Consider the following 18,500-nt stretch of genomic DNA (forward strand, 5'->3'; position numbering starts at 1 on the left):
GGCAGCGAGGTGATGGCGTTGCCGTCGCCTCGTGGCTGACGACCTGACCGACCATGAGCAAAGTCGACTTCTACATTCTGCCCACCGACTCGCTGTCGGCGCGCCTGGACTTCGCCTGCAAGCTGTGCGAGAAGGCCTGGCGCCTGGGCCATCGGGTCTACCTGCATTGCCAGGACGACGCTCAGCGCGTGGATCTGGACGAACGCCTGTGGCGCTTCAAGGGCGAGGCGTTCGTCCCCCACGACCTGGCCGAGCAGCACCCTGAAGCCCAGGTGGCCTTGGGCATCGACGCCAGTGCAGGCGAACATCGCGACCTGCTGATCAACCTCGGCGCCAGTGTGCCGGCCTTCGTCGGCCAGTTCGAGCGGGTGGCGGAAATCGTCGTCGAGGACGCAGCCATCCGCCAGTCGGCCCGAGACCGATTCCGTTTCTACCGTGAACAGGGCTATGCTCTGCAAGATCACCGCTTACAGCGACTTTGACGACGATGGACAAACCCACTTCCCAGACCCCATCCGCCCACCTGCTCGACGACCTCGAGTCGATTCGCCAGCTGTTGGGCGACGACGACCTGCAGCCGCCGCTGCTCACCGAAACCGTCGAGCAGATGCCCCTGCACCTCGACGAGCCGTTGCCCGCTTCCGAGACAAGCGCCGAACCGGCACCGGCGCCAGCCGAAGACTCGCAAACCCGCCGCCAGGACACCCTGTTGCACCTGGACGCCGAGTTGCGCGCCGCCGCGCAATCGATCATGCAAGACGTGATCAACGACTACACCCCGCACATCGAAGCCGAAATCAAGCGTCGCCTCGAGGCGCGCATGGAACGCCTGATCAAGCGTTCGGAGTAAGCCGCCGCGCTCTGCGCGTTGCGCTCATCGTGGTCCAGCTTCGATGAGCCTGACGCGCGCCCTCCTTGTCGCTTGCAGCTCGCAGCTTGGTTATACTTCCCGGCTTTCCCGAATTAATGCCTAAGGGTCCCGCCGCGCATGGATAAGACCTACCAGCCGCACGCCATCGAAACTTCCTGGTACAACACCTGGGAGTCGGAAAACTATTTCGCTCCGCAAGGTGCAGGCGAGTCCTACACCATCATGATCCCGCCGCCGAACGTCACCGGCAGCCTGCACATGGGCCACGGCTTCAACAATGCGATCATGGACGCCCTGATTCGCTTCCGCCGCATGCAGGGCCGCGACACGCTGTGGCAGCCGGGCACCGACCATGCCGGCATCGCGACGCAGATGCTCGTCGAACGCCAGCTCGAAGCCAAAGGCCAGAATCGTCACGACTTGGGCCGCGAGCAGTTCCTGGAAAAAGTCTGGGAGTGGAAAGACCAGTCCGGCGGCAACATCAGCCGTCAGATTCGTCGCCTGGGTTCGTCGGTCGATTGGAGCCGTGAGCGCTTCACCATGGACGACGGCCTGTCCGAAGCAGTGAAAGAAGCGTTCGTGCGCCTGCATGAAGACGGTCTGATCTACCGCGGCAAGCGCCTGGTCAACTGGGACACGAAGCTGCACACCGCCATTTCCGACCTCGAAGTGGAAAGCCACGACGAAAAGGGCCATCTGTGGAACCTGCGCTACCCGCTGGCCGATGGCGCTACCACGGCCGAAGGCAAGGACCACCTGGTGGTGGCCACTACCCGTCCGGAAACCCTGCTGGGCGACGTCGCCGTTGCGGTCAACCCGAACGATGAGCGCTATCAGGCCCTGATCGGCCAATTCGTCGAGCTGCCGCTGGTCGGTCGCCGCATCCCGATCATCGCTGACGATTACTGCGACCCTGAATTCGGCACCGGCTGCGTGAAGATCACCCCAGCCCACGATTTCAACGACTACGAAGTCGGCAAGCGCCACGACCTGCCGCTGCTGAACATCTTCGATAAGAACGCCAGCGTGCTCGCCGCCGTGCAGGCCTTCAACCTCGATGGCAGCGTCAACGAGCGCGTCGATACGTCCCTGCCGGCCCAGTACGCCGGGCTCGACCGTTTCGTCGCGCGCAAGCAGATGGTGGCCGACCTGGATGCCCAGGGCCTGCTGGTGAGTGTCGACGACCATGCCTTAAAGGTGCCCAAGGGTGACCGCTCCGGCACCATCATCGAACCCTGGCTGACCGACCAGTGGTACGTCTCCACCAAGCCCCTGGCCGAGCCTGCCATCGCTGCCGTGGAAGATGGCCGGATCCAGTTCGTGCCCAAGCAGTACGAGAACATGTACTTCTCCTGGATGCGCGACATCCAGGACTGGTGCATCAGCCGTCAGCTGTGGTGGGGCCACCGCATCCCAGCCTGGTATGACGAGGCCGGCCAGGTGTATGTCGGGCGCAACGAACAGGAAGTGCGCAGCAAGCACAACCTGGGTGCCGACGTGGCCCTGCGCCAGGACGACGATGTCCTGGACACCTGGTTCAGCTCGGGGCTGTGGACCTTCTCCACCCTGGGCTGGCCGGAACAGACCGAGTTCCTGAAGAAATTCCACTCCACCGACGTGCTGGTCACAGGCTTCGACATCATCTTCTTCTGGGTCGCCCGGATGATCATGCTGACCATGCACCTGATCAAGAACGAAGACGGCACCCCCAAGTGCCGTTCAAGACCGTGTACGTGCACGGCTTGGTGCGTGACGGTCAGGGACAGAAAATGTCCAAGTCCAAGGGCAACGTGCTCGACCCGCTGGACATCGTCGACGGCATCACCCTCGAGGCGCTGCTGGAGAAACGCACCAGCGGCATGATGCAGCCCAAGCTGGCCGAGAAGATCGCCAAGCAGACCAAGGCTGAATTCCCCGAGGGCATCGCCAGCTACGGCACCGACGCCCTGCGCTTCACCTTCTGCTCCCTGGCCTCCACCGGTCGCGACATCAAGTTCGACATGGGCCGTGTCGAAGGCTATCGCAACTTCTGCAACAAGATCTGGAACGCCGCCCGCTACGTGCTGGACAAGGGCGAAGATTGCGGCCAGAACGGCGAAGCCTGTGAGCTGTCGCTGGCCGATCGCTGGATCATCTCGCAGTTGCAACGCACCGAAGCCGAGGTGACCCGCCAGCTCGAGCAGTTCCGTTTCGACCTGGCCAGCCAGGCGCTCTACGAGTTCGTCTGGAACCAGTACTGCGACTGGTACCTGGAGCTGTCCAAGCCGGTGCTGTGGGACGAGAACGCGCCAATCGAGCGTGCTCGCGGCACGCGTCGCACGCTGGTGCGCGTGCTGGAAGTGGTGCTGCGCCTGGCCCATCCGTTCATGCCCTTCATCACCGAAGAAATCTGGCAGCGCATCGCGCCGCTGGCCGGTGTCCAGGGCAAGACCATCATGCTGCAGTCGTGGCCGGTGGCCAACGAAAGCCGCATCGATACGGCCGCAGAGGGCGATATCGAGTGGCTCAAAGAATTGATGGTGGGCCTGCGCAACATTCGCGCCGAAATGAACATTGGCCCAGGCAAGCCGCTGCCGCTGTTCCTGAAGAACGCCAACGCCGACGACCAGCGTCGCCTGCAGGACAACGAAGCCCTGCTCAAGAAGCTGGCCAAGGTCGAGTCCTTCACCGTGCTCACCGAGCAGGACGAAGCGCCGTTGTCGGCCACCGCCCTGGTAGGCGATCTGCAGGTGCTGGTGCCCATGGCTGGCCTGATCGACAAGGATGCCGAGCTGGCCCGCCTGAACAAGGAAATCCAGCGCCTGCAGGGCGAAGTCCAGCGGGTCGGTGGCAAGCTGTCCAACGCCGCCTTCGTCGACAAGGCACCGCCGGCGGTGATCGAGAAGGAGCGCGCCAAGCTGGCTGAGTCCGAACAGGCACTGGCCAACTTCACCGAGCAACACGCGCGGATCGCTGCGCTGTAATCAACACACCGTTGGGGCCGCTTGGCGGCCCTGTCGCGGCACGAGGCCGCTCCTGCACGCCACCAGGCGCTTGCCGGAGCGGCCTCGCCGCGACAGGGCCGCGAAAGGTTCGCAACACCGGATGCGACCATGATCGACAAACCTACCCTGCACCCACGCAACCGCCATCAGGGCCGCTACGACTTTCCCCGGCTGATCGAGGCACACCCCGATCTGGCCCGCTTCACCCTCACCAATCCCCATGGCAAACCCAGCATCGACTTCGCCAATCCCGAAGCCGTGCGCGTGTTCAACCGCGCGTTACTCAAGGCCCAATACGGCATCCAGCACTGGGACATTCCCGCCGATTACCTCTGCCCGCCCATCCCAGGCCGCGCCGATTACATTCATGTGCTGGCCGATCTGCTCGCCGAAGACAGCAGCGGACAGGTTCCACGCGGCCCGAAAGTGCGCGCACTGGACATCGGCGTCGGCGCCAACTGCATCTACCCACTGATCGGGCACAGTGACTACCGCTGGTCATTCCTGGGCTCTGACATCGATCAAGTGGCACTGGCCTCGGCCAAGACCATCGTCCAGGCCAATGGCCTGAGCAAGGCCATCACGCTGCGCCAGCAACCTGAGCGCACCCGTATCCTCAGCGGCCTGCTGCAGGCCAGCGAACGCTTCGACCTGACCCTGTGCAATCCGCCCTTCCACGCCTCGCGCGAAGAAGCCACGCGCGGCAGCCAGCGCAAATGGAAGAACCTCGGCAAGCAGGACCCCAAGCGCCGGTTGCCGGTGCTCAACTTCGGTGGGCAGAACAATGAGCTGTGGTGCGAAGGGGGCGAGATTCGCTTCGTCAGCCAGCTGATCAGCGAAAGCGTGCAGTACGCCAGCCAAGTGCTGTGGTTCACCAGTCTGGTGTCCAAAGTCGGCAACCTGCCCGGGATCGAAGCAGCACTGAAGCAAGCAGGCGTCAGTGACCAACGCGTGGTCGCGATGGGCCAAGGACAGAAGCAAAGCCGCATGGTCGCCTGGAGCTTCCACGACGACAGCGCCCGAGCTGCCTGGTCCAGCGGTCGAGACAAAACGCAGGCATGAAAAAACCGCGCCCGGACAGGCCGGGCGCGGTTTCAACGAAGCATCGACAATTACTTGTTGACGGCGTCGGTCAGCACTTTTGCAGGTACGAACTTGACGACTTTCTTGGCCGCGATTTCGATGGCAGCGCCAGTCGAAGGGTTACGGCCGGTACGGGCAGGACGCTCGGAGACTTTCAGCTTGCCGATGCCCGGCAGAGTGATTTCAGCGCCGTTTTCCAGTTGGTCGGCAACGATCTGGCCCAGTTGCTCCAGGGCGTTGCGCGCGGTGGTCTTCGGCGCATCGATGGCTTCGGCGATGTCGGCAATCAGTTGGTCTTTGGTCAATGCCATGGTGGTGTTCCTTCCCTATCAAATCAGAGGTATGCAGCGTGCTTCATCGTTATCGGGCCTGCACGGAAGTCCCGGCTAGCCTCGCCAATCGCGAATGTAGATGCGCAAATCGACGTTTGGTTCGACACGAGGCAAGCGAGCTGCCAGCAATGCGCCACCCCAAGGGGCGCAAGACGGCGCAAAACTAACACAGGCCTGCGGAAATATCCGCTGCCGACACTGTTTTTATTCAGGTTTTTCGGGGGTTTTGCCGAAAAAACCGACTTTTGATCAAAAAACATACAACACCGTGTATCTGCCACAATCTGACCACTGCCTCACCCCCGCCCTGCGGTAAACTGCGAGACTTTGCAGCGCGGCGTTCCAACGCCCCTTTTTCAGAGAATTCCATGCCAATCCGTCATTGCATCGTTCACCTGATCGACAAGAAGCCCGATGGCAGCCCCGCCGTGCTCCATGCACGAGACACCGAACTGGCTGCATCGGATGCCCTCGAAAATCTTCTGGCTGACCTCAACGACAGCTACAACGCCAAACAGGGCAAAGCCTGGGGCTTCTTCCATGGCGAGTCCGGCGCCTATCCGCTCAGCGGCTGGCTCAAGCAGTACCAGGAGCAGGAAAAAGACTTCGCCACCTTCAGCCGCGTGGCGGTCGAGCACCTGCAGAAGCTGATGGAGGAGTCCAACCTGTCCACGGGTGGTCATGTGCTGTTCGCCCATTACCAGCAAGGCATGACCGAGTACCTGGTCATCGCCTTGCTGCACCATAGCGAAGGCGTGGCAGTGAACGCCGAACTGGACGTCACGCCATCGCGTCACCTGGACCTGGGGCAACTGCATCTGGCGGCGCGTATAAATCTGTCCGAATGGAACAACAACACGCACTCACGCCAGTACATTTCCTTCATCAAGGGCAAGAACGGCAAGAAGGTTTCGGACTACTTCCGTGATTTCATCGGGTGCCAGGAAGGCGTCGACGGCCCTGGCGAAACCCGTACCTTGCTCAAGGCCTTCAGCGACTTCGTCGAGAGCGAGGATCTGCCTGAAGAAGCGGCGCGGGAAAAGACCCAGACCCTGGTCGACTACGCCACCAGTCAAAGCAAGCAGGGCGAGCCGATCACCCTGGAAGAACTGTCGAGCCTGATCGACGAGGACCGCCCCAAGGCGTTCTTCGACCATATCCGCAACAAGGACTACGGCCTATCGCCGGAAATTCCAGCGGATAAGCGCACCCTCAACCAGTTCCGTCGCTTCACCGGCCGGGCCGAGGGCTTGTCGATCAGCTTCGAAGCGCACCTGCTGGGCTCGAAGATCGAGTATGACGAAGCGGCCGGCACGCTGGTGATCAAGGGCCTGCCCACGCAGTTGGTCGATCAGCTCAAACGTCGCAAGGACTGAGTTCGGTTGCGACCTGCTCACTGACATAGGAGGCCACCAGGGCCTCCTTGGCGCACTTGCGCAGCTTCTTCACCAGCCGCTCCTGTTGCAGCGCCTGGCGCCTGTCGGGCCACTGCTCCACATACACCAGCGCCTGCGCAGGGCTGGTCTTGAAATAGCGCGCACCCTGCCCGCTGCGGTGCTTGAGAAAGCGCCGCTGGGGATCGTCGCTGATACCGCAGTACAGCGAGCCATTGGCCGCCCGGACCAGATAGACGAACCAAGGCTTGCCTGGCGCCTCGGCTATCGATTCACCTTCCACGACGCTGCGCCTTAGCGCGCCTGGAACGCGCGCAGGCCATTCAACGCCTGCTGACGCACCTTGTTGCGCAGCATCGGACTCCAGCCCAACAGCAGGCCTGGCGTACCCAGTGCCTGACGCGACCAGCGCCACACATCGAAGCTGTCGTCATGCTGGCAGATCAAGCCGTCGCGAATCACGAAGCAGGCCTGGATATCGTTGACCACCGTACGGCCGGTCTGGCCAAACACGTAGGTGGCGACCCAATGCGCGCTGCCGCCGCGCGTGTCGGCGCGCACATGGTCGAAGGTCAGGGAGAAATCCTTGGCGCGGCTGATCAACATTCGCCACATATCGCCTGCATCCTTGCCCCTCAGGGTACCGAAGGCCGGATCGCTGAAGACGATGTCGTCGCTGTAGCAGGCCACCATGGCCTCGGCGTCCAGGCGCTGGAAGGCCTGGTAGAAACGGGTGATCAAGGCGCTGTTGGCGTCGCTCATGGGGCAGATCCGAGAAAGGGATTGAAGGCTGCACGATAATCCGCGCAACCTGCGGGCGCCATGCCCATCAGTGCGGTGAACAAGCCAATGAGCGGGCGTTCAGCGCTGCACACGCTCGCTGACCACCTGCACATGCAGGGCCCGCCCGGCACCCAGCCCGAAGACGATGGCGCCCAGGCCCAGCACGCCGAAGATCCAGCCCACCGCAGCCCAGCCGCCTGTGAGGTCGTGCACCAGACCGACGGCGAACGGCCCCATCGATGCCAGGGTGTAGCCCACGCCTTGAGCCATGCTCGACAGGTTGGCGGCGACGTGGGCGTCCTTCGAACGCAATACGATCAGGGTCAAGGCCAAGGCAAAGGTGCCGCCCTGCCCCAGCCCCAACAACACGGCCCAGCCCCAGAGCCCGGAAACCGGGGCGTACAGACAGCCGAACAACCCGCACAGGGTAATCAGCATGACCAGCACGATCGCCAGCCGCTGATCCTTGCCTCGGGTGGCCAGCCACGGGGCGCTGAGCGAGCTGATCAGTTGCACCAGCACCGATCCGGACAGCACCAGCCCAGCTTCGGTCGGGCTCAGGCCACGGCCGATGAGGATGGAGGGCAACCAGCCGAACACGATATAGGCCAGCGACGACTGCAGGCCCATGTACAAGGTCACCTGCCAGGCCAGCGGATCGCGCCAGAGGCCCCGTACCCGGTAGGCGACCTTATGGGCGCCGTGCCCCTGGCGAGCCTGCGGCATCCACACCAGCATCGCCAGCAGCGCAGGCACGGCCCAGAAGCCCAGGCCCAGCGCCCAACGGTCGTCGAAGACATGACTGAGCGGCACGGTACTGCCCGCCGCCATGGCCGCGCCCAGGCACAAGGCCATGGTGTAGACCCCAGTCAGCGTGCCGGCATGGGCGGGGAAATCCCGTTTGACGATGCCTGGCAGCAACACGCCGATGATGCCGATACTGGCACCGGCGATGAGACTGCCGATGAAGACTCCAGCGATACCCAACGCACTGCGCACCACGATACCCAGGGCCAGCATCAGCAAAATGCCGAGAATCACCCGTTCGCTGCCCAGGCGCCGCGCCAGCACGGGTGCCAACGGCGCGAAAAGCCCCAGGCACAACACGGGCAGGGTGGTCAGCAGACCTGCCGCCGAAGCGCTCAAGCCCAGGCTATCGGACACCTGCCCCAGCACCGGCGCCATGCTCGACAGCGCCGGGCGCAGGTTCAGAGCGACCAGCACCAGGCCCAGCAACAGCAGCCAGGGGCGCTGCAGCGTCACCGGCTGCTGCTGGACCTGCTCGTCATCGGCCTCGGCATCGATCAGCCACTCGTCGGCTTCGTGCTGTTCGGGCTCGGCCCCGTTAACCCGCTTCAAGCGGGCAACGCGTCGAGCAGCGCCTGGTTCATCTCCGGCGTGCCGATGGTGATGCGCAGGAACTGGTCGATGCGGGTCTGCTTGAAGTGACGCACGATCACCCCGTGTTCACGTAGACGCGCCGCCAGTTGTGCAGCGTCCTGTTGCCGATGGCGAGCGAAGATGAAGTTGGCCGCCGAGGGCAGCACCTCGAAGCCGCGCGCGGTCAGTTGCTCGACCAGTGCCTCGCGGCTGTCGATGACCTTTTGGCAAGTCTGTGCGAAATAGGCCTCGTCCTCGAACGCTGCAGCCGCGCCGGCAATGGCCATGCGGTCCAGCGGGTAGGAGTTGAAGCTGTTCTTGATCCGCTCCAGGGCTTCGATCAGATCGGGATGCCCGACGGCCAGACCGACCCGCAGCCCAGCCAGCGAACGCGACTTGGACAAGGTCTGGGTCACCAGCAGGTTGTCGTAGCGCGCGACCAGGCTGATCGCCGTCTCGCCGCCGAAGTCGATATAGGCTTCGTCCACCACTACCACCGAGTCGCGATTGGCCTGCAGCAGTTGCTCGATGGCCTGCAATGGCAGCAGACAACCCGTGGGCGCGTTGGGATTGGGGAAGATGATGCCGGCATTGGGGCGCTGATAGTCCTCGATGCGGATCTGGAACGCCTCGTCCAGCGCCACGGTTTGGTACGCAATGCCGTACAGACCGCAGTACACCGGATAGAAGCTGTAGCTGATGTCCGGGAACAGCAGCGGCCCCGGGTGCTGGAACAGTCCGTGGAAGATGTGTGCCAGCACCTCGTCCGAGCCATTGCCGACGAACACCTGCTGCGTGCTGACGCCATAGTACTGAGCGACTGCCTGCTTGAGCCGATCACCGTTGGGGTCCGGGTACAGGCGCAGGTCATCGTTCAACTGCTCGCGCATGGCCTGCAAAGCCTTGGGCGATGGGCCGTAGGGGTTTTCATTGGTGTTGAGCTTCACCAACCGCGCGAGCTTGGGTTGCTCGCCTGGGACATAGGGCACCAGATCCTTGACGAAGGGGCTCCAGAATTTACTCATGTTCAGTTCCCCTCGTTGTCGAGAATACGGAATTCGGCGCTACGCGCGTGGGCGGTCAACGACTCGCCACGGGCCAGTACGGATGCGGTATGCCCCAACTGCGAGGCACCCTGCTCGGAGCAGAAAATGATCGAGGAGCGCTTCTGGAAGTCGTAGACGCCCAGCGGTGAGGAGAATCGCGCCGTGCCGGAGGTAGGCAACACGTGATTGGGGCCAGCGCAGTAGTCACCCAGCGCTTCGCTGGTGTGACGTCCCATGAAGATCGCTCCGGCATGGCGGATCTGCCCCAGCCAGGCCTGCGGGTCGGCCACCGAAAGCTCCAGGTGTTCGGGCGCGATGCGATTGGCCACCTCGATGGCCTGCTGCATGTCGCGCACCTGGATCAGCGCACCCCGACCATTGATCGATTTCTCGATGATGTCGGCGCGCTCCATGGTCGGCAGCAGCTTTTCGATGCTGGCGGCGACGCGGTCGAGGAAATCGGCATCCGGGCTGACCAGGATCGCCTGGGCATCTTCGTCGTGCTCGGCCTGGGAGAACAGGTCCATGGCGATCCAGTCCGGATCGGTGTGACCATCGCAGACCACGAGGATCTCCGAAGGGCCGGCGATCATGTCGATGCCGACCTGACCGAACACATGGCGCTTGGCAGTGGCCACGTAGATGTTGCCCGGGCCGACGATCTTGTCCACCTGCGGGACGCTTTCGGTGCCGTAGGCCAACGCTGCGACTGCCTGTGCACCGCCAACGGTGAACACCCGATCGACCCCGGCGATGCAGGCCGCGGCCAGCACCAGTTCGTTCAACTCGCCCCGTGGCGTGGGCACCACCATGACCACTTCGCCAACCCCGGCAACCTTGGCGGGAATGGCGTTCATCAGTACCGACGAAGGGTAGGACGCCTTGCCGCCCGGCACGTACAGCCCGGCGCGGTCCAGCGGAGTGACTTTCTGGCCCAGCACCGTGCCATCGGCCTCGGTGTATTGCCAGGAGTCCTGTTTCTGCCGCTCGTGGTAGCTGCGTACCCGATTGGCAGCGGTTTCCAACGCCTCGCGCTGCGCTGGAGTGATGCGCGTGAGCGCCAGTTCCAGGCGCTCGCGGTCGAGGATCAGGTCAGCGATGCTACTGGCCTGAACGCCATCGAAGCGCTGGGTGAACTCCACCAGCGCGGCGTCGCCTCGCTCACGCACGGCCTTGATGATGTCGAGCACCCGCTGATTGACCGCGTCGTCGGACACGCTCTCCCAGCTCAGCAGATGATCCAGATGGCGTGCGAAATCCGGATCGGCAGCATTGAGACGGGCGATTGCAGTGGACAGCGTCATGACGAGGGCCTCGTTTTAGTGGCGAATGCTCAGGCGCCCTAGGCTACCAGTCGATCCGCGCGGGCACCCGAGAAAAGTGGCAATGACGCGGATCGACGGGCGCGACAGCGAAGGTCGCGCGCAGAGGTCAACCGCGGTGTCGCGACTCGACAGCCTTGCGCAAGGTGTCGATGAGGGTCTGGATGCGGGCGTACTGCATCTTCATGGAGGCCTTGTTCACCACCAGTCGCGAGCTGATCGTGGCGATCAGTTCCTGGGGTTCGAGACCGTTGGCGCGCAAGGTGTTGCCGGTGTCCACCACGTCGATGATCTTGTCGGCGAGGTTGATCAACGGTGCCAGTTCCATGGAGCCGTACAGCTTGATGATGTCGACCTGACGGCCCTGCTCGGCGTAGTAACGCTTGGCGACATTGACGAACTTGGTGGCTACGCGCAGACGCCCCTTGGGCTCCGGCGCACCCACCACACCGGCGGTCATCAGCTTGCATTGGGCGATCTGCAGGTCCAGCGGCTCGTAGAGCCCCTGGCCGCCGTATTCCATCAGCACGTCCTTGCCAGCCACGCCCAGGTCGGCAGCGCCGTGCTCGACATAGGTCGGCACATCGGTGGCACGCACGATCAGCAGGCGCACGTCGTCCTGCGTGGTGGGGATGATCAGCTTGCGGCTCTTGTCCGGATTCTCGGTCGGCACGATACCGGCCTCGGCCAGCAACGGCAGGGTATCGTCGAGAATACGGCCCTTGGAAAGCGCGATGGTCAACATTGCAACGTCGGTCCTTAAGCAGCTACGGCCGGCCGGGTCCTGGACCCGACCGCGTTCGATTCGGCTGGCACGTCCTTGTGCCGATCACAGGCAGAAGCCGGATTAACCCGGTACGCGACGGATCTTCGCGCCCAGCATCTGCAGTTTTTCTTCGATGCACTCGTAGCCACGGTCGATGTGGTAGATGCGATCGATCAAGGTATCGCCTTCAGCCACCAGCGCAGACAGCACCAGGCTGGCCGAGGCGCGCAGGTCGGTGGCCATGACCGGAGCACCCTTGAGCGCAGTGACGCCGGTGACGATGGCGGTGTTACCTTCGACCTGAATCTGCGCGCCCATGCGGTGCATCTCGTACACGTGCATGAAGCGGTTTTCGAAGATGGTCTCGATCACTGCACCGGTGCCTTCGGCGATGGCGTTCAGGGAAATGAACTGCGCCTGCATGTCGGTGGGGAACGCCGGGTACGGGGCGGTACGCAGGTTGACGGCCTTGGGCCGCTTGCCGTGCATGTCCAGCTCGATCCAGTCTTCGCCGGTGGTGATCTCGGCGCCGGCTTCCTTGAGTTTCTCCAGGACCGCTTCGAGGATGGTCGGATCGGTGTCCTTGACCTTGACCCGACCACCGGTGACGGCGGCGGCGACCAGGTAGGTGCCGGTCTCGATACGGTCGGGCATCACCCGGTACGTGGCCGAGTGCAGGCGCTCGACGCCATCGATGGTGATAGTGTCGGTGCCCGCGCCCTGGATCTTGGCGCCCATGGCGATCAGGAAGTTGGCCAGGTCGACCACCTCAGGCTCGCGCGCAGCGTTCTGCAGCACGCTGCGACCCTTGGCCAGCGCTGCGGCCATCATGATGTTCTCGGTACCGGTCACACTGACGGTATCGAAGAAGAAGTGCGCACCGCGCAGGCCGCCTTCAGGCGCCTTGGCCTTGATGTAGCCGCCTTCGACCTCGATCTTCGCGCCCATGGCTTCCAGGCCACGGATGTGCAGGTCGACCGGACGCGAACCAATGGCGCAACCGCCTGGCAGGGCCACTTCAGCCTCACCGAAGCGAGCGACCATCGGGCCGAGCACCAGGATCGAGGCGCGCATGGTCTTGACCAGCTCATACGGCGCGACCAGGGTCTTGATGGTGCGCGGGTCGATTTCCACGGCCAGCTTCTCGTCGATCACAGGCTCAATGCCCATGCGCCCGAACAGCTCGATCATGGTGGTGATGTCGTGCAGGTGCGGCAGGTTGCCGACGGTAACCGGGCCATCGGCCAGCAGTGTCGCCGAAAGAATCGGCAGTGCCGCGTTCTTGGCCCCGGAAATGCGGATTTCGCCGTCGAGACGTGCGCCACCCGTGATAATCAGTTTGTCCATTTCAATCTCGCCGCCAACTGTTGGCTCAGGTGCGCTCAGCCCAGGCTGCGCTGCTGAAAAATTTCATGGTTACCGCATGGATGCTGCCGTCGGCGATCCACGGATTCAGGTGAGCATAGATCGCCTGCTGGCGCTTGACCGGGCTCTGGCCGGCCAGCTCGTCGCTGATCACGTTCAACTGGAAGTTGCAGCCTTCGCCCTCAACTTCGACCCGGGTTCCCGGCAGTTTTTCTTCAAGGAAGCTCTTAACTTCTACGGCCTGCATGCTCAACCTCAATCGGCGCCCAGTGCGCGCGGGTCGGCCATCATACAAAAAAGCCCCTCGCCTGCGAAGCCCAATAGCTGGACGCGCTGACCGAGGGGCGTTTTCAGCAAGACGGGCTATCAGCCCGCCAATACCTCGTCGAGACCATAGACCTCGGCGATTTCCCGCATATCAGCGGGCATGTTCCGGACTTCGCACGCCTTGCCGAGGCCTTGCCCATCACGGATGAACGCCAACAGCAAAGACAGCCCCACGCTACTGGATTTGCTCACCGCCGCGCAATCGAGCACCAGCCGCGGCTCACGGCTGGCGGCGATCAGCGCCTTGCCCTGCTTGCGCAAGACGGGCCCGCTGCGATAGTCCAGCACGCCGGCCAGGCTCAGCACGCCCGGCTCGGCCATGCTTACCCCAGACTCGCTCATTTGACCGCCTTCTCGGGCGAGTTGTCGGCGGTTTCCTTGGCCTTGGCCACTTCGCCAGCCCAGCCGTCGATGGTCTTGTCCAAGTCGTTACGGTTGCGATTCATGGCATCGGCGAACTGGTCTCGGAACAGTTTGCCGATATTGATACCGTTGACGATGACGTTACGCACCTTCCACTCGCCACCCAGGTTTTCCAAGGTGTAGGACACCGGATAGATAGCCCCGTTGTTGCCGGAAACCTTCATGCCGACCGTTGCGCGATTATCTTTAATGGAACTGCCCGGATCGACGGTAATGCCCTGATTGTCGTAATCGAGCAGCGCATTGCCGTAGAACTGGAACAGGCTGCGACGGAAGTTATCCTGGAAGCGCTGCATTTGCTCAGGCGATGCCTTGCGCGAGTACTTGACCGTCATGATGCTTCTGGAGATGCCGTCGGCATCGACCACAGGGCCAAGGATGCGGTTGAGCGCCTCATAAAACGCCGTGGGGTTGGAGCGGTACTGTGCTTTATTGGCCTTTAGGTCGGACAGCAGCTCATTCGTGGTGCTTTGCACCACATCGCGCGGGGACTGCCCGGGAGCCGCCAAGGCCATCAAAGGGAGAGTCGCCAGCAACACCAGCAGACCACGTCGCAGGATCGAAATCATGGAAATTCCTCAATTAGCTGGTTGGGCGTCTTTGGGTTCCTTGCCAACGGAGTTGAGCAGGAACTTGCCAATCAGATCTTCCAGCACCAGGGCCGACTGGGTGTCGTGAATCGTGCTGCCCTCTTTGAGCACAGCTTCCTCGCCGCCCACGCTGATACCGATGTATTTCTCGCCGAGCAACCCAGCGGTCAGGATCGACGCCGTGGAATCGGTCGGCAGGTTATTGACCGACTTGTCCAACTGCAGCGTGACCCGACCGGTGAAGGAGTCGCGATCCAGATCGATGGCGGTGACCTTGCCAATGGTCACACCGGCCATGGTCACCTTCGCTCTGACAGTCAAACCGGCGATATTGTCGAAGTAGGCATAAACTTTATAGGTGTCGGTGCTCGGGCTGGCCGACAGCCCGCTGACGCGCAGGGCCAGCAGCAACAGCGCCAGGATCCCGGCCAGGAGGAACAGGCCGACACCGATTTCCAGGGTGCGGTTTTGCATCAGAAATCTCCAAACATCAAGGCGGTCAGAATAAAGTCCAGACCCAGGACGGCCAGCGAGGCATAGACCACGGTCCTGGTGGTGGCACGGCTGATCCCTTCTGAGGTGGGTTCGCAGTCATACCCTTGGAATACGGCAATCCAGGTGACGACGAAGGCGAACACCAGGCTCTTGATCAGCCCGTTGATCACGTCGTCGCTGAACGACACGCTGTTCTGCATGTTGGCCCAGAACGAGCCTTCGTAGACGCCCAGCCAGTCGACGGCCACCCAGGAGCCACCCCAGATACCGACCACACTGAAGATCAGGGCCAGCAGCGGCAACGAGATGAAGCCAGCCCACAGACGCGGCGCCACGATGTACTTGAGCGGATCGACGCCGATCATCTCCAGGCTGGAGAGCTGCTCGGTCGACTTCATGTTGCCGATTTCGGCAGTAAGCGCGGAGCCTGCACGGCCGGCGAACAGCAACGCGGTGACGACCGGACCCAGTTCACGCAGCAGCGTAAGCGCGACCATCTGGCCCACGGCCTGTTCCGAGCCGTACTTGGTGAGAATGCTGTAGCCCTGCAGAGCCAGCACCATGCCGATGAACATGCCGGAAACGACGATGATCGCCAACGACAGCACACCGACCGAGTACAACTGCCGGGTGAGCAGTTGGAAGCCGCCGCCGATACCGCCACGCCCGACCAGGGCGTGGAAGAGGAACAGGCAGGAGCGCCCGAGCACGGCCAGCACGTCGATAGCCGCGCGACCGAACAGGCGAATGCGTTCGAGTATGGATTTTCTGCGCATCAACGCGCTCCCAGCAGGTCGGCGCGGTAGTCTGGCGCGGGGAAATGAAAGGGTACCGGCCCGTCCGGATCGCCCTTCATGAATTGGCGAATGCGTGGGTTGTCCGAGCCCATCAGTTCGTCGGGCGTGCCCTGCCCCAGCACCTGACCGTCACCCACGACATAGAGATAGTCGGCGATGCTCGCCGTCTCGGCCAGGTCGTGGGACACCACGATACTGGTGATACCCAAGGCATCGTTGAGCAAGCGGATCAGTCGTACCAGGACGCCCATGGCGATGGGGTCCTGACCGACGAAAGGTTCGTCGTACATCAGTATCTGCGGATCGAGCGCGATGGCACGGGCCAGCGCGACACGGCGCTTCATGCCGCCGGAAAGCTCGTCGGGCATCAGGTCGATGGCGCCGCGCAGGCCCACGGCCTGCAGCTTCATCAGCACGATGTCGCGGATCATCTCGTCGGGCAGTTCGGTGTGTACCCGCAGTGGGAATGCCACGTTCTCGAAGACGTCCAGATCGGTGAACAACGCACCGCTCTGGAACAATACGCCCATCTGCTTGCGGGCATCGAACAGATCGCTGCGCGACAGCGCAGGCAGGTTCTGACCGGCGACCCAGACCTCGCCGCTGGACGGACGCAACTGCGCGCCCATCAGGCGCAGCAGCGTGGTCTTGCCGGACCCGGAAGGCCCCATGATGCCAGTGACCTTGCCATGGGGGATACGGATGTCGACGTTGTTGAAAATGCTGCGCGAACCGCGTTTGAAGGTCACACCCTTCAACTCGACCGCGTAGGCGCTATCCGAACTCATCTAGACTCCTTGCTAGGTGGCCTCGTCAACAGGGACGCCGCTCCTCATGAGGAAGACACGTGCGTCCCGGCGGGCCAAACAGCGGCGAACTATAGCACTGCGTACAAGGCTCCCCAAGGTACTTTCCCAGGGTCGTTCAGGCGCCATACAGCAATCCGCGCGTGTTCCTACGACAACTCGAAGGTGAGGGTTTCTCACATTGTCGCTATAATCGGCGCCTTTTCATCAGGCATTGCTTTTTCGACATGAGCCAATCCAGCGAGCTGATCCACTCCGCCCAGCGTACCCTGAGCCTGGAACTCGAGGCCGTACAAGGCCTGCGGGCGCGTATCGACGACAACTTCGTCAAGGCTTGCGAGCTGATTCTGGGCAGCAAGGGGCGCGTCGTGGTGGTCGGCATGGGCAAGTCCGGCCATATCGGCAACAAGATCGCCGCCACGCTGGCCAGTACCGGGACACCCTCGTTCTTCGTGCACCCGGCCGAGGCCAGCCACGGCGACATGGGCATGATCACCCGCGACGACATCATCCTGGCCCTGTCCAATTCCGGCAGTACTGCCGAAATCGTGACCTTGCTGCCGTTGATCAAGCGTCTGGGTATCTGCCTGATCAGCCTGACTGGCAAGGCAGACTCGCCGCTGGCCCAGGCCGCCGAAGTGAATCTGGACGCCAGCGTCGCCCAGGAAGCCTGCCCGTTGAACCTGGCCCCGACGTCGTCAACCACCGCGGCCCTGGTGCTGGGCGACGCGCTGGCCATCGCCTTGCTCGAGGCCCGCGGCTTCACTGCCGAGGACTTCGCCTTCTCCCATCCGGGGGGGCACTGGGACGTCGCTTGCTGCTCAAGGTCGAGCACGTCATGCATGCCGGTGACGAATTGCCGCAGGTACAACGGGGCACCCTGCTCAAGGACGCACTGCTGGAAATGTCGCGCAAGGGCCTGGGCATGACGGTGGTGATGGAACCCGACGGCCGGCTGGCCGGCGTCTTCACTGACGGTGACCTGCGCCGCAGCCTGGATCGCAACATCGACGTGCATCGCACGCTGATCGACGAAGTGATGACTGTCCATGGCAAGACCGCCCGCGCCGAAATGCTCGCCGCCGAGGCCCTCAAGATCATGGAAGACCACAAGATCAGCGCACTGGTGGTGGTCGACGATCAGGATCGCCCGACCGGCGCGCTGAACATGCACGACCTGCTGCGTGCTGGAGTGATGTGAAATGAACCAAGACCTGATGCAACGGGCCAAAGCCGTCAAACTGGCCGTTTTCGATGTCGATGGCGTGCTGACCGACGGCCGCCTGTATTTCCTGGAAGACGGTAGCGAGTTCAAGACCTTCAACACCCTGGATGGCCACGGCATCAAGATGCTCATGGCTTCTGGCGTTACCACCGCTATCATCAGTGGACGCAAAACCCCGGTGGTCGAGCGCCGCGCCCGCAATCTCGGCATCCCGCACTTGTTCCAGGGACGCGAGGACAAACTGGTGGTGCTCGATGGCCTGCTCGCCGAACTGGGGCTGCGCCACGACCAGGTGGCGTACCTGGGCGACGACCTTCCCGACCTGCCGGTGATTCGCCGGGTTGGCCTGGGGATCGCCGTGGCCAACGCCGCGGCCTTTGTGCGCGAACATGCCCATGGCGTCACCCAGGCCCGCGGCGGCGAAGGCGCCGCCCGCGAGTTCTGTGAACTGATCATGCAGGCCCAGGGCACCCTGGACGCTGCCAACGCCCATTACCTGTAGGCCACACGC

General features: G+C 62.9%; 19 protein-coding genes and 2 pseudogenes. 7 read left to right on the top strand and 14 right to left on the bottom strand.

What is annotated here, in order from left to right:
• The first annotated feature begins 53 nt into the window (after window positions 1–53).
• The 4 genes and pseudogenes from GKC70_RS19195 (at window position 54) to rlmF (ending at window position 4,917) form a co-directional block, all read left to right on the top strand.
• Complete coding sequence (locus tag GKC70_RS19195; RefSeq protein ID WP_317870587.1) at window positions 54–482, top strand: DNA polymerase III subunit chi; 429 nt, start codon at window positions 54–56, stop codon at window positions 480–482.
• A 5-nt stretch (window positions 483–487) separates the two neighbouring features.
• Window positions 488–850: a DNA polymerase III subunit chi gene (locus GKC70_RS19200; protein WP_342649600.1), complete on the top strand. Its 363-nt coding sequence runs from the start codon at window positions 488–490 to the stop codon at window positions 848–850.
• A 138-nt stretch (window positions 851–988) separates the two neighbouring features.
• Window positions 989–3,834: pseudogene (locus tag GKC70_RS19205) on the top strand (valine--tRNA ligase).
• A gap of 129 nt (window positions 3,835–3,963) precedes the next feature.
• Window positions 3,964–4,917 (top strand): 23S rRNA (adenine(1618)-N(6))-methyltransferase RlmF, encoded by a 954-nt coding sequence (gene rlmF / locus GKC70_RS19210; RefSeq protein WP_342649601.1) that lies wholly within the window; start codon window positions 3,964–3,966, stop codon window positions 4,915–4,917.
• Window positions 4,918–4,967: 50 nt separating this feature from the next.
• Here the strand turns inward: rlmF and GKC70_RS19215 are convergent, their stop codons facing one another.
• Window positions 4,968–5,249 carry an HU family DNA-binding protein gene (locus tag GKC70_RS19215; protein WP_029613585.1) on the bottom strand — a complete coding sequence of 94 codons (282 nt, stop codon included), beginning with the start codon at window positions 5,247–5,249 and terminating at the stop codon, window positions 4,968–4,970.
• 389 nt (window positions 5,250–5,638) lie between these two features.
• On the opposite strand from GKC70_RS19215, the gene yejK reads away from it, so the two are divergent.
• A complete protein-coding gene (gene yejK, locus GKC70_RS19220; RefSeq protein WP_342649602.1) occupies window positions 5,639–6,646 on the top strand; it encodes a nucleoid-associated protein YejK in 1,008 nt (335 codons plus the stop codon).
• Here the strand turns inward: yejK and GKC70_RS19225 are convergent.
• From GKC70_RS19225 to GKC70_RS19285, 13 genes are all read right to left on the bottom strand, one after another.
• Window positions 6,627–6,947 carry a GIY-YIG nuclease family protein gene (locus tag GKC70_RS19225; RefSeq protein ID WP_039575638.1) on the bottom strand — a complete coding sequence of 107 codons (321 nt, stop codon included), beginning with the start codon at window positions 6,945–6,947 and terminating at the stop codon, window positions 6,627–6,629. The genes yejK and GKC70_RS19225 overlap by 20 nt on opposite strands.
• A gap of 11 nt (window positions 6,948–6,958) precedes the next feature.
• The gene (locus GKC70_RS19230) at window positions 6,959–7,426 is read right to left on the bottom strand and encodes a nuclear transport factor 2 family protein (protein WP_342649603.1); all 468 of its coding nucleotides are present in this window, start codon (window positions 7,424–7,426) and stop codon (window positions 6,959–6,961) included.
• A gap of 99 nt (window positions 7,427–7,525) precedes the next feature.
• Window positions 7,526–8,806 (bottom strand): MFS transporter, encoded by a 1,281-nt coding sequence (locus tag GKC70_RS19235; RefSeq protein WP_342649604.1) that lies wholly within the window; start codon window positions 8,804–8,806, stop codon window positions 7,526–7,528.
• Entirely contained in the window at window positions 8,803–9,852 is a 1,050-nt protein-coding gene (hisC, locus tag GKC70_RS19240; RefSeq protein WP_342649605.1) for a histidinol-phosphate transaminase, read from the bottom strand. The genes GKC70_RS19235 and hisC overlap by 4 nt, the downstream gene beginning before the upstream one ends.
• A 2-nt stretch (window positions 9,853–9,854) precedes the next feature.
• A complete protein-coding gene (gene hisD / locus GKC70_RS19245) occupies window positions 9,855–11,177 on the bottom strand; it encodes a histidinol dehydrogenase (protein WP_342649606.1) in 1,323 nt (440 codons plus the stop codon).
• Between the two features lie 127 nt (window positions 11,178–11,304).
• A complete protein-coding gene (hisG, locus tag GKC70_RS19250; RefSeq protein ID WP_342649607.1) occupies window positions 11,305–11,940 on the bottom strand; it encodes an ATP phosphoribosyltransferase in 636 nt (211 codons plus the stop codon).
• Window positions 11,941–12,042: 102 nt separating this feature from the next.
• Window positions 12,043–13,308 (bottom strand): UDP-N-acetylglucosamine 1-carboxyvinyltransferase, encoded by a 1,266-nt coding sequence (gene murA, locus GKC70_RS19255; protein WP_317870596.1) that lies wholly within the window; start codon window positions 13,306–13,308, stop codon window positions 12,043–12,045.
• A 25-nt stretch (window positions 13,309–13,333) separates the two neighbouring features.
• The gene (locus GKC70_RS19260) at window positions 13,334–13,573 is read right to left on the bottom strand and encodes a BolA family protein (RefSeq protein WP_029613593.1); all 240 of its coding nucleotides are present in this window, start codon (window positions 13,571–13,573) and stop codon (window positions 13,334–13,336) included.
• A 119-nt stretch (window positions 13,574–13,692) separates the two neighbouring features.
• Complete coding sequence (locus GKC70_RS19265) at window positions 13,693–13,995, bottom strand: STAS domain-containing protein (protein WP_039575626.1); 303 nt, start codon at window positions 13,993–13,995, stop codon at window positions 13,693–13,695.
• Window positions 13,992–14,645 carry an ABC transporter substrate-binding protein gene (locus tag GKC70_RS19270; RefSeq protein ID WP_342649608.1) on the bottom strand — a complete coding sequence of 218 codons (654 nt, stop codon included), beginning with the start codon at window positions 14,643–14,645 and terminating at the stop codon, window positions 13,992–13,994. The genes GKC70_RS19265 and GKC70_RS19270 overlap by 4 nt, the downstream gene beginning before the upstream one ends.
• Window positions 14,646–14,654: 9 nt before the next feature.
• Window positions 14,655–15,140 carry an outer membrane lipid asymmetry maintenance protein MlaD gene (mlaD, locus tag GKC70_RS19275; RefSeq protein ID WP_342649609.1) on the bottom strand — a complete coding sequence of 162 codons (486 nt, stop codon included), beginning with the start codon at window positions 15,138–15,140 and terminating at the stop codon, window positions 14,655–14,657.
• Window positions 15,140–15,937 (bottom strand): lipid asymmetry maintenance ABC transporter permease subunit MlaE, encoded by a 798-nt coding sequence (gene mlaE / locus GKC70_RS19280; protein ID WP_342649610.1) that lies wholly within the window; start codon window positions 15,935–15,937, stop codon window positions 15,140–15,142. Before mlaE ends, mlaD begins: the two co-directional genes overlap by 1 nt.
• Complete coding sequence (locus GKC70_RS19285; RefSeq protein ID WP_342649611.1) at window positions 15,937–16,746, bottom strand: ATP-binding cassette domain-containing protein; 810 nt, start codon at window positions 16,744–16,746, stop codon at window positions 15,937–15,939. Before GKC70_RS19285 ends, mlaE begins: the two co-directional genes overlap by 1 nt.
• Before the next feature lie 245 nt (window positions 16,747–16,991).
• Here GKC70_RS19285 and GKC70_RS19290 point away from each other — a divergent pair.
• Together GKC70_RS19290 and GKC70_RS19295 are read left to right on the top strand one after the other, a co-directional pair.
• Window positions 16,992–17,965 (top strand): annotated as a pseudogene (locus GKC70_RS19290) (KpsF/GutQ family sugar-phosphate isomerase).
• 1 nt (window position 17,966) lies between these two features.
• A complete protein-coding gene (locus GKC70_RS19295; RefSeq protein ID WP_116887625.1) occupies window positions 17,967–18,491 on the top strand; it encodes an HAD family hydrolase in 525 nt (174 codons plus the stop codon).
• The last annotated feature ends 9 nt before the right edge of the window (window positions 18,492–18,500 follow it).

Source organism: Pseudomonas sp. REB1044 (genome assembly GCF_038813925.1).
Lineage (GTDB): Bacteria > Pseudomonadota > Gammaproteobacteria > Pseudomonadales > Pseudomonadaceae > Aquipseudomonas > Aquipseudomonas boreofloridensis.

Excerpts from the sequence above, each read along its gene's own strand:
- GKC70_RS19195 (WP_317870587.1), top strand. The coding sequence starts at position 54 with ATGAGCAAAGTCGACTTCTACATTCTGCCCACCGACTCGCTGTCGGCG.
- GKC70_RS19200 (WP_342649600.1), top strand. The coding sequence starts at position 488 with ATGGACAAACCCACTTCCCAGACCCCATCCGCCCACCTGCTCGACGAC.
- rlmF (WP_342649601.1), top strand. The coding sequence starts at position 3,964 with ATGATCGACAAACCTACCCTGCACCCACGCAACCGCCATCAGGGCCGC.
- GKC70_RS19215 (WP_029613585.1), bottom strand. The coding sequence starts at position 5,249 with ATGGCATTGACCAAAGACCAACTGATTGCCGACATCGCCGAAGCCATC.
- yejK (WP_342649602.1), top strand. The coding sequence starts at position 5,639 with ATGCCAATCCGTCATTGCATCGTTCACCTGATCGACAAGAAGCCCGAT.
- GKC70_RS19230 (WP_342649603.1), bottom strand. The coding sequence starts at position 7,426 with ATGAGCGACGCCAACAGCGCCTTGATCACCCGTTTCTACCAGGCCTTC.
- hisC (WP_342649605.1), bottom strand. The coding sequence starts at position 9,852 with ATGAGTAAATTCTGGAGCCCCTTCGTCAAGGATCTGGTGCCCTATGTC.
- hisD (WP_342649606.1), bottom strand. The coding sequence starts at position 11,177 with ATGACGCTGTCCACTGCAATCGCCCGTCTCAATGCTGCCGATCCGGAT.
- hisG (WP_342649607.1), bottom strand. The coding sequence starts at position 11,940 with ATGTTGACCATCGCGCTTTCCAAGGGCCGTATTCTCGACGATACCCTG.
- murA (WP_317870596.1), bottom strand. The coding sequence starts at position 13,308 with ATGGACAAACTGATTATCACGGGTGGCGCACGTCTCGACGGCGAAATC.
- GKC70_RS19260 (WP_029613593.1), bottom strand. The coding sequence starts at position 13,573 with ATGCAGGCCGTAGAAGTTAAGAGCTTCCTTGAAGAAAAACTGCCGGGA.
- GKC70_RS19265 (WP_039575626.1), bottom strand. The coding sequence starts at position 13,995 with ATGAGCGAGTCTGGGGTAAGCATGGCCGAGCCGGGCGTGCTGAGCCTG.
- GKC70_RS19270 (WP_342649608.1), bottom strand. The coding sequence starts at position 14,645 with ATGATTTCGATCCTGCGACGTGGTCTGCTGGTGTTGCTGGCGACTCTC.
- mlaD (WP_342649609.1), bottom strand. The coding sequence starts at position 15,140 with ATGCAAAACCGCACCCTGGAAATCGGTGTCGGCCTGTTCCTCCTGGCC.
- mlaE (WP_342649610.1), bottom strand. The coding sequence starts at position 15,937 with ATGCGCAGAAAATCCATACTCGAACGCATTCGCCTGTTCGGTCGCGCG.
- GKC70_RS19285 (WP_342649611.1), bottom strand. The coding sequence starts at position 16,746 with ATGAGTTCGGATAGCGCCTACGCGGTCGAGTTGAAGGGTGTGACCTTC.
- GKC70_RS19295 (WP_116887625.1), top strand. The coding sequence starts at position 17,967 with ATGAACCAAGACCTGATGCAACGGGCCAAAGCCGTCAAACTGGCCGTT.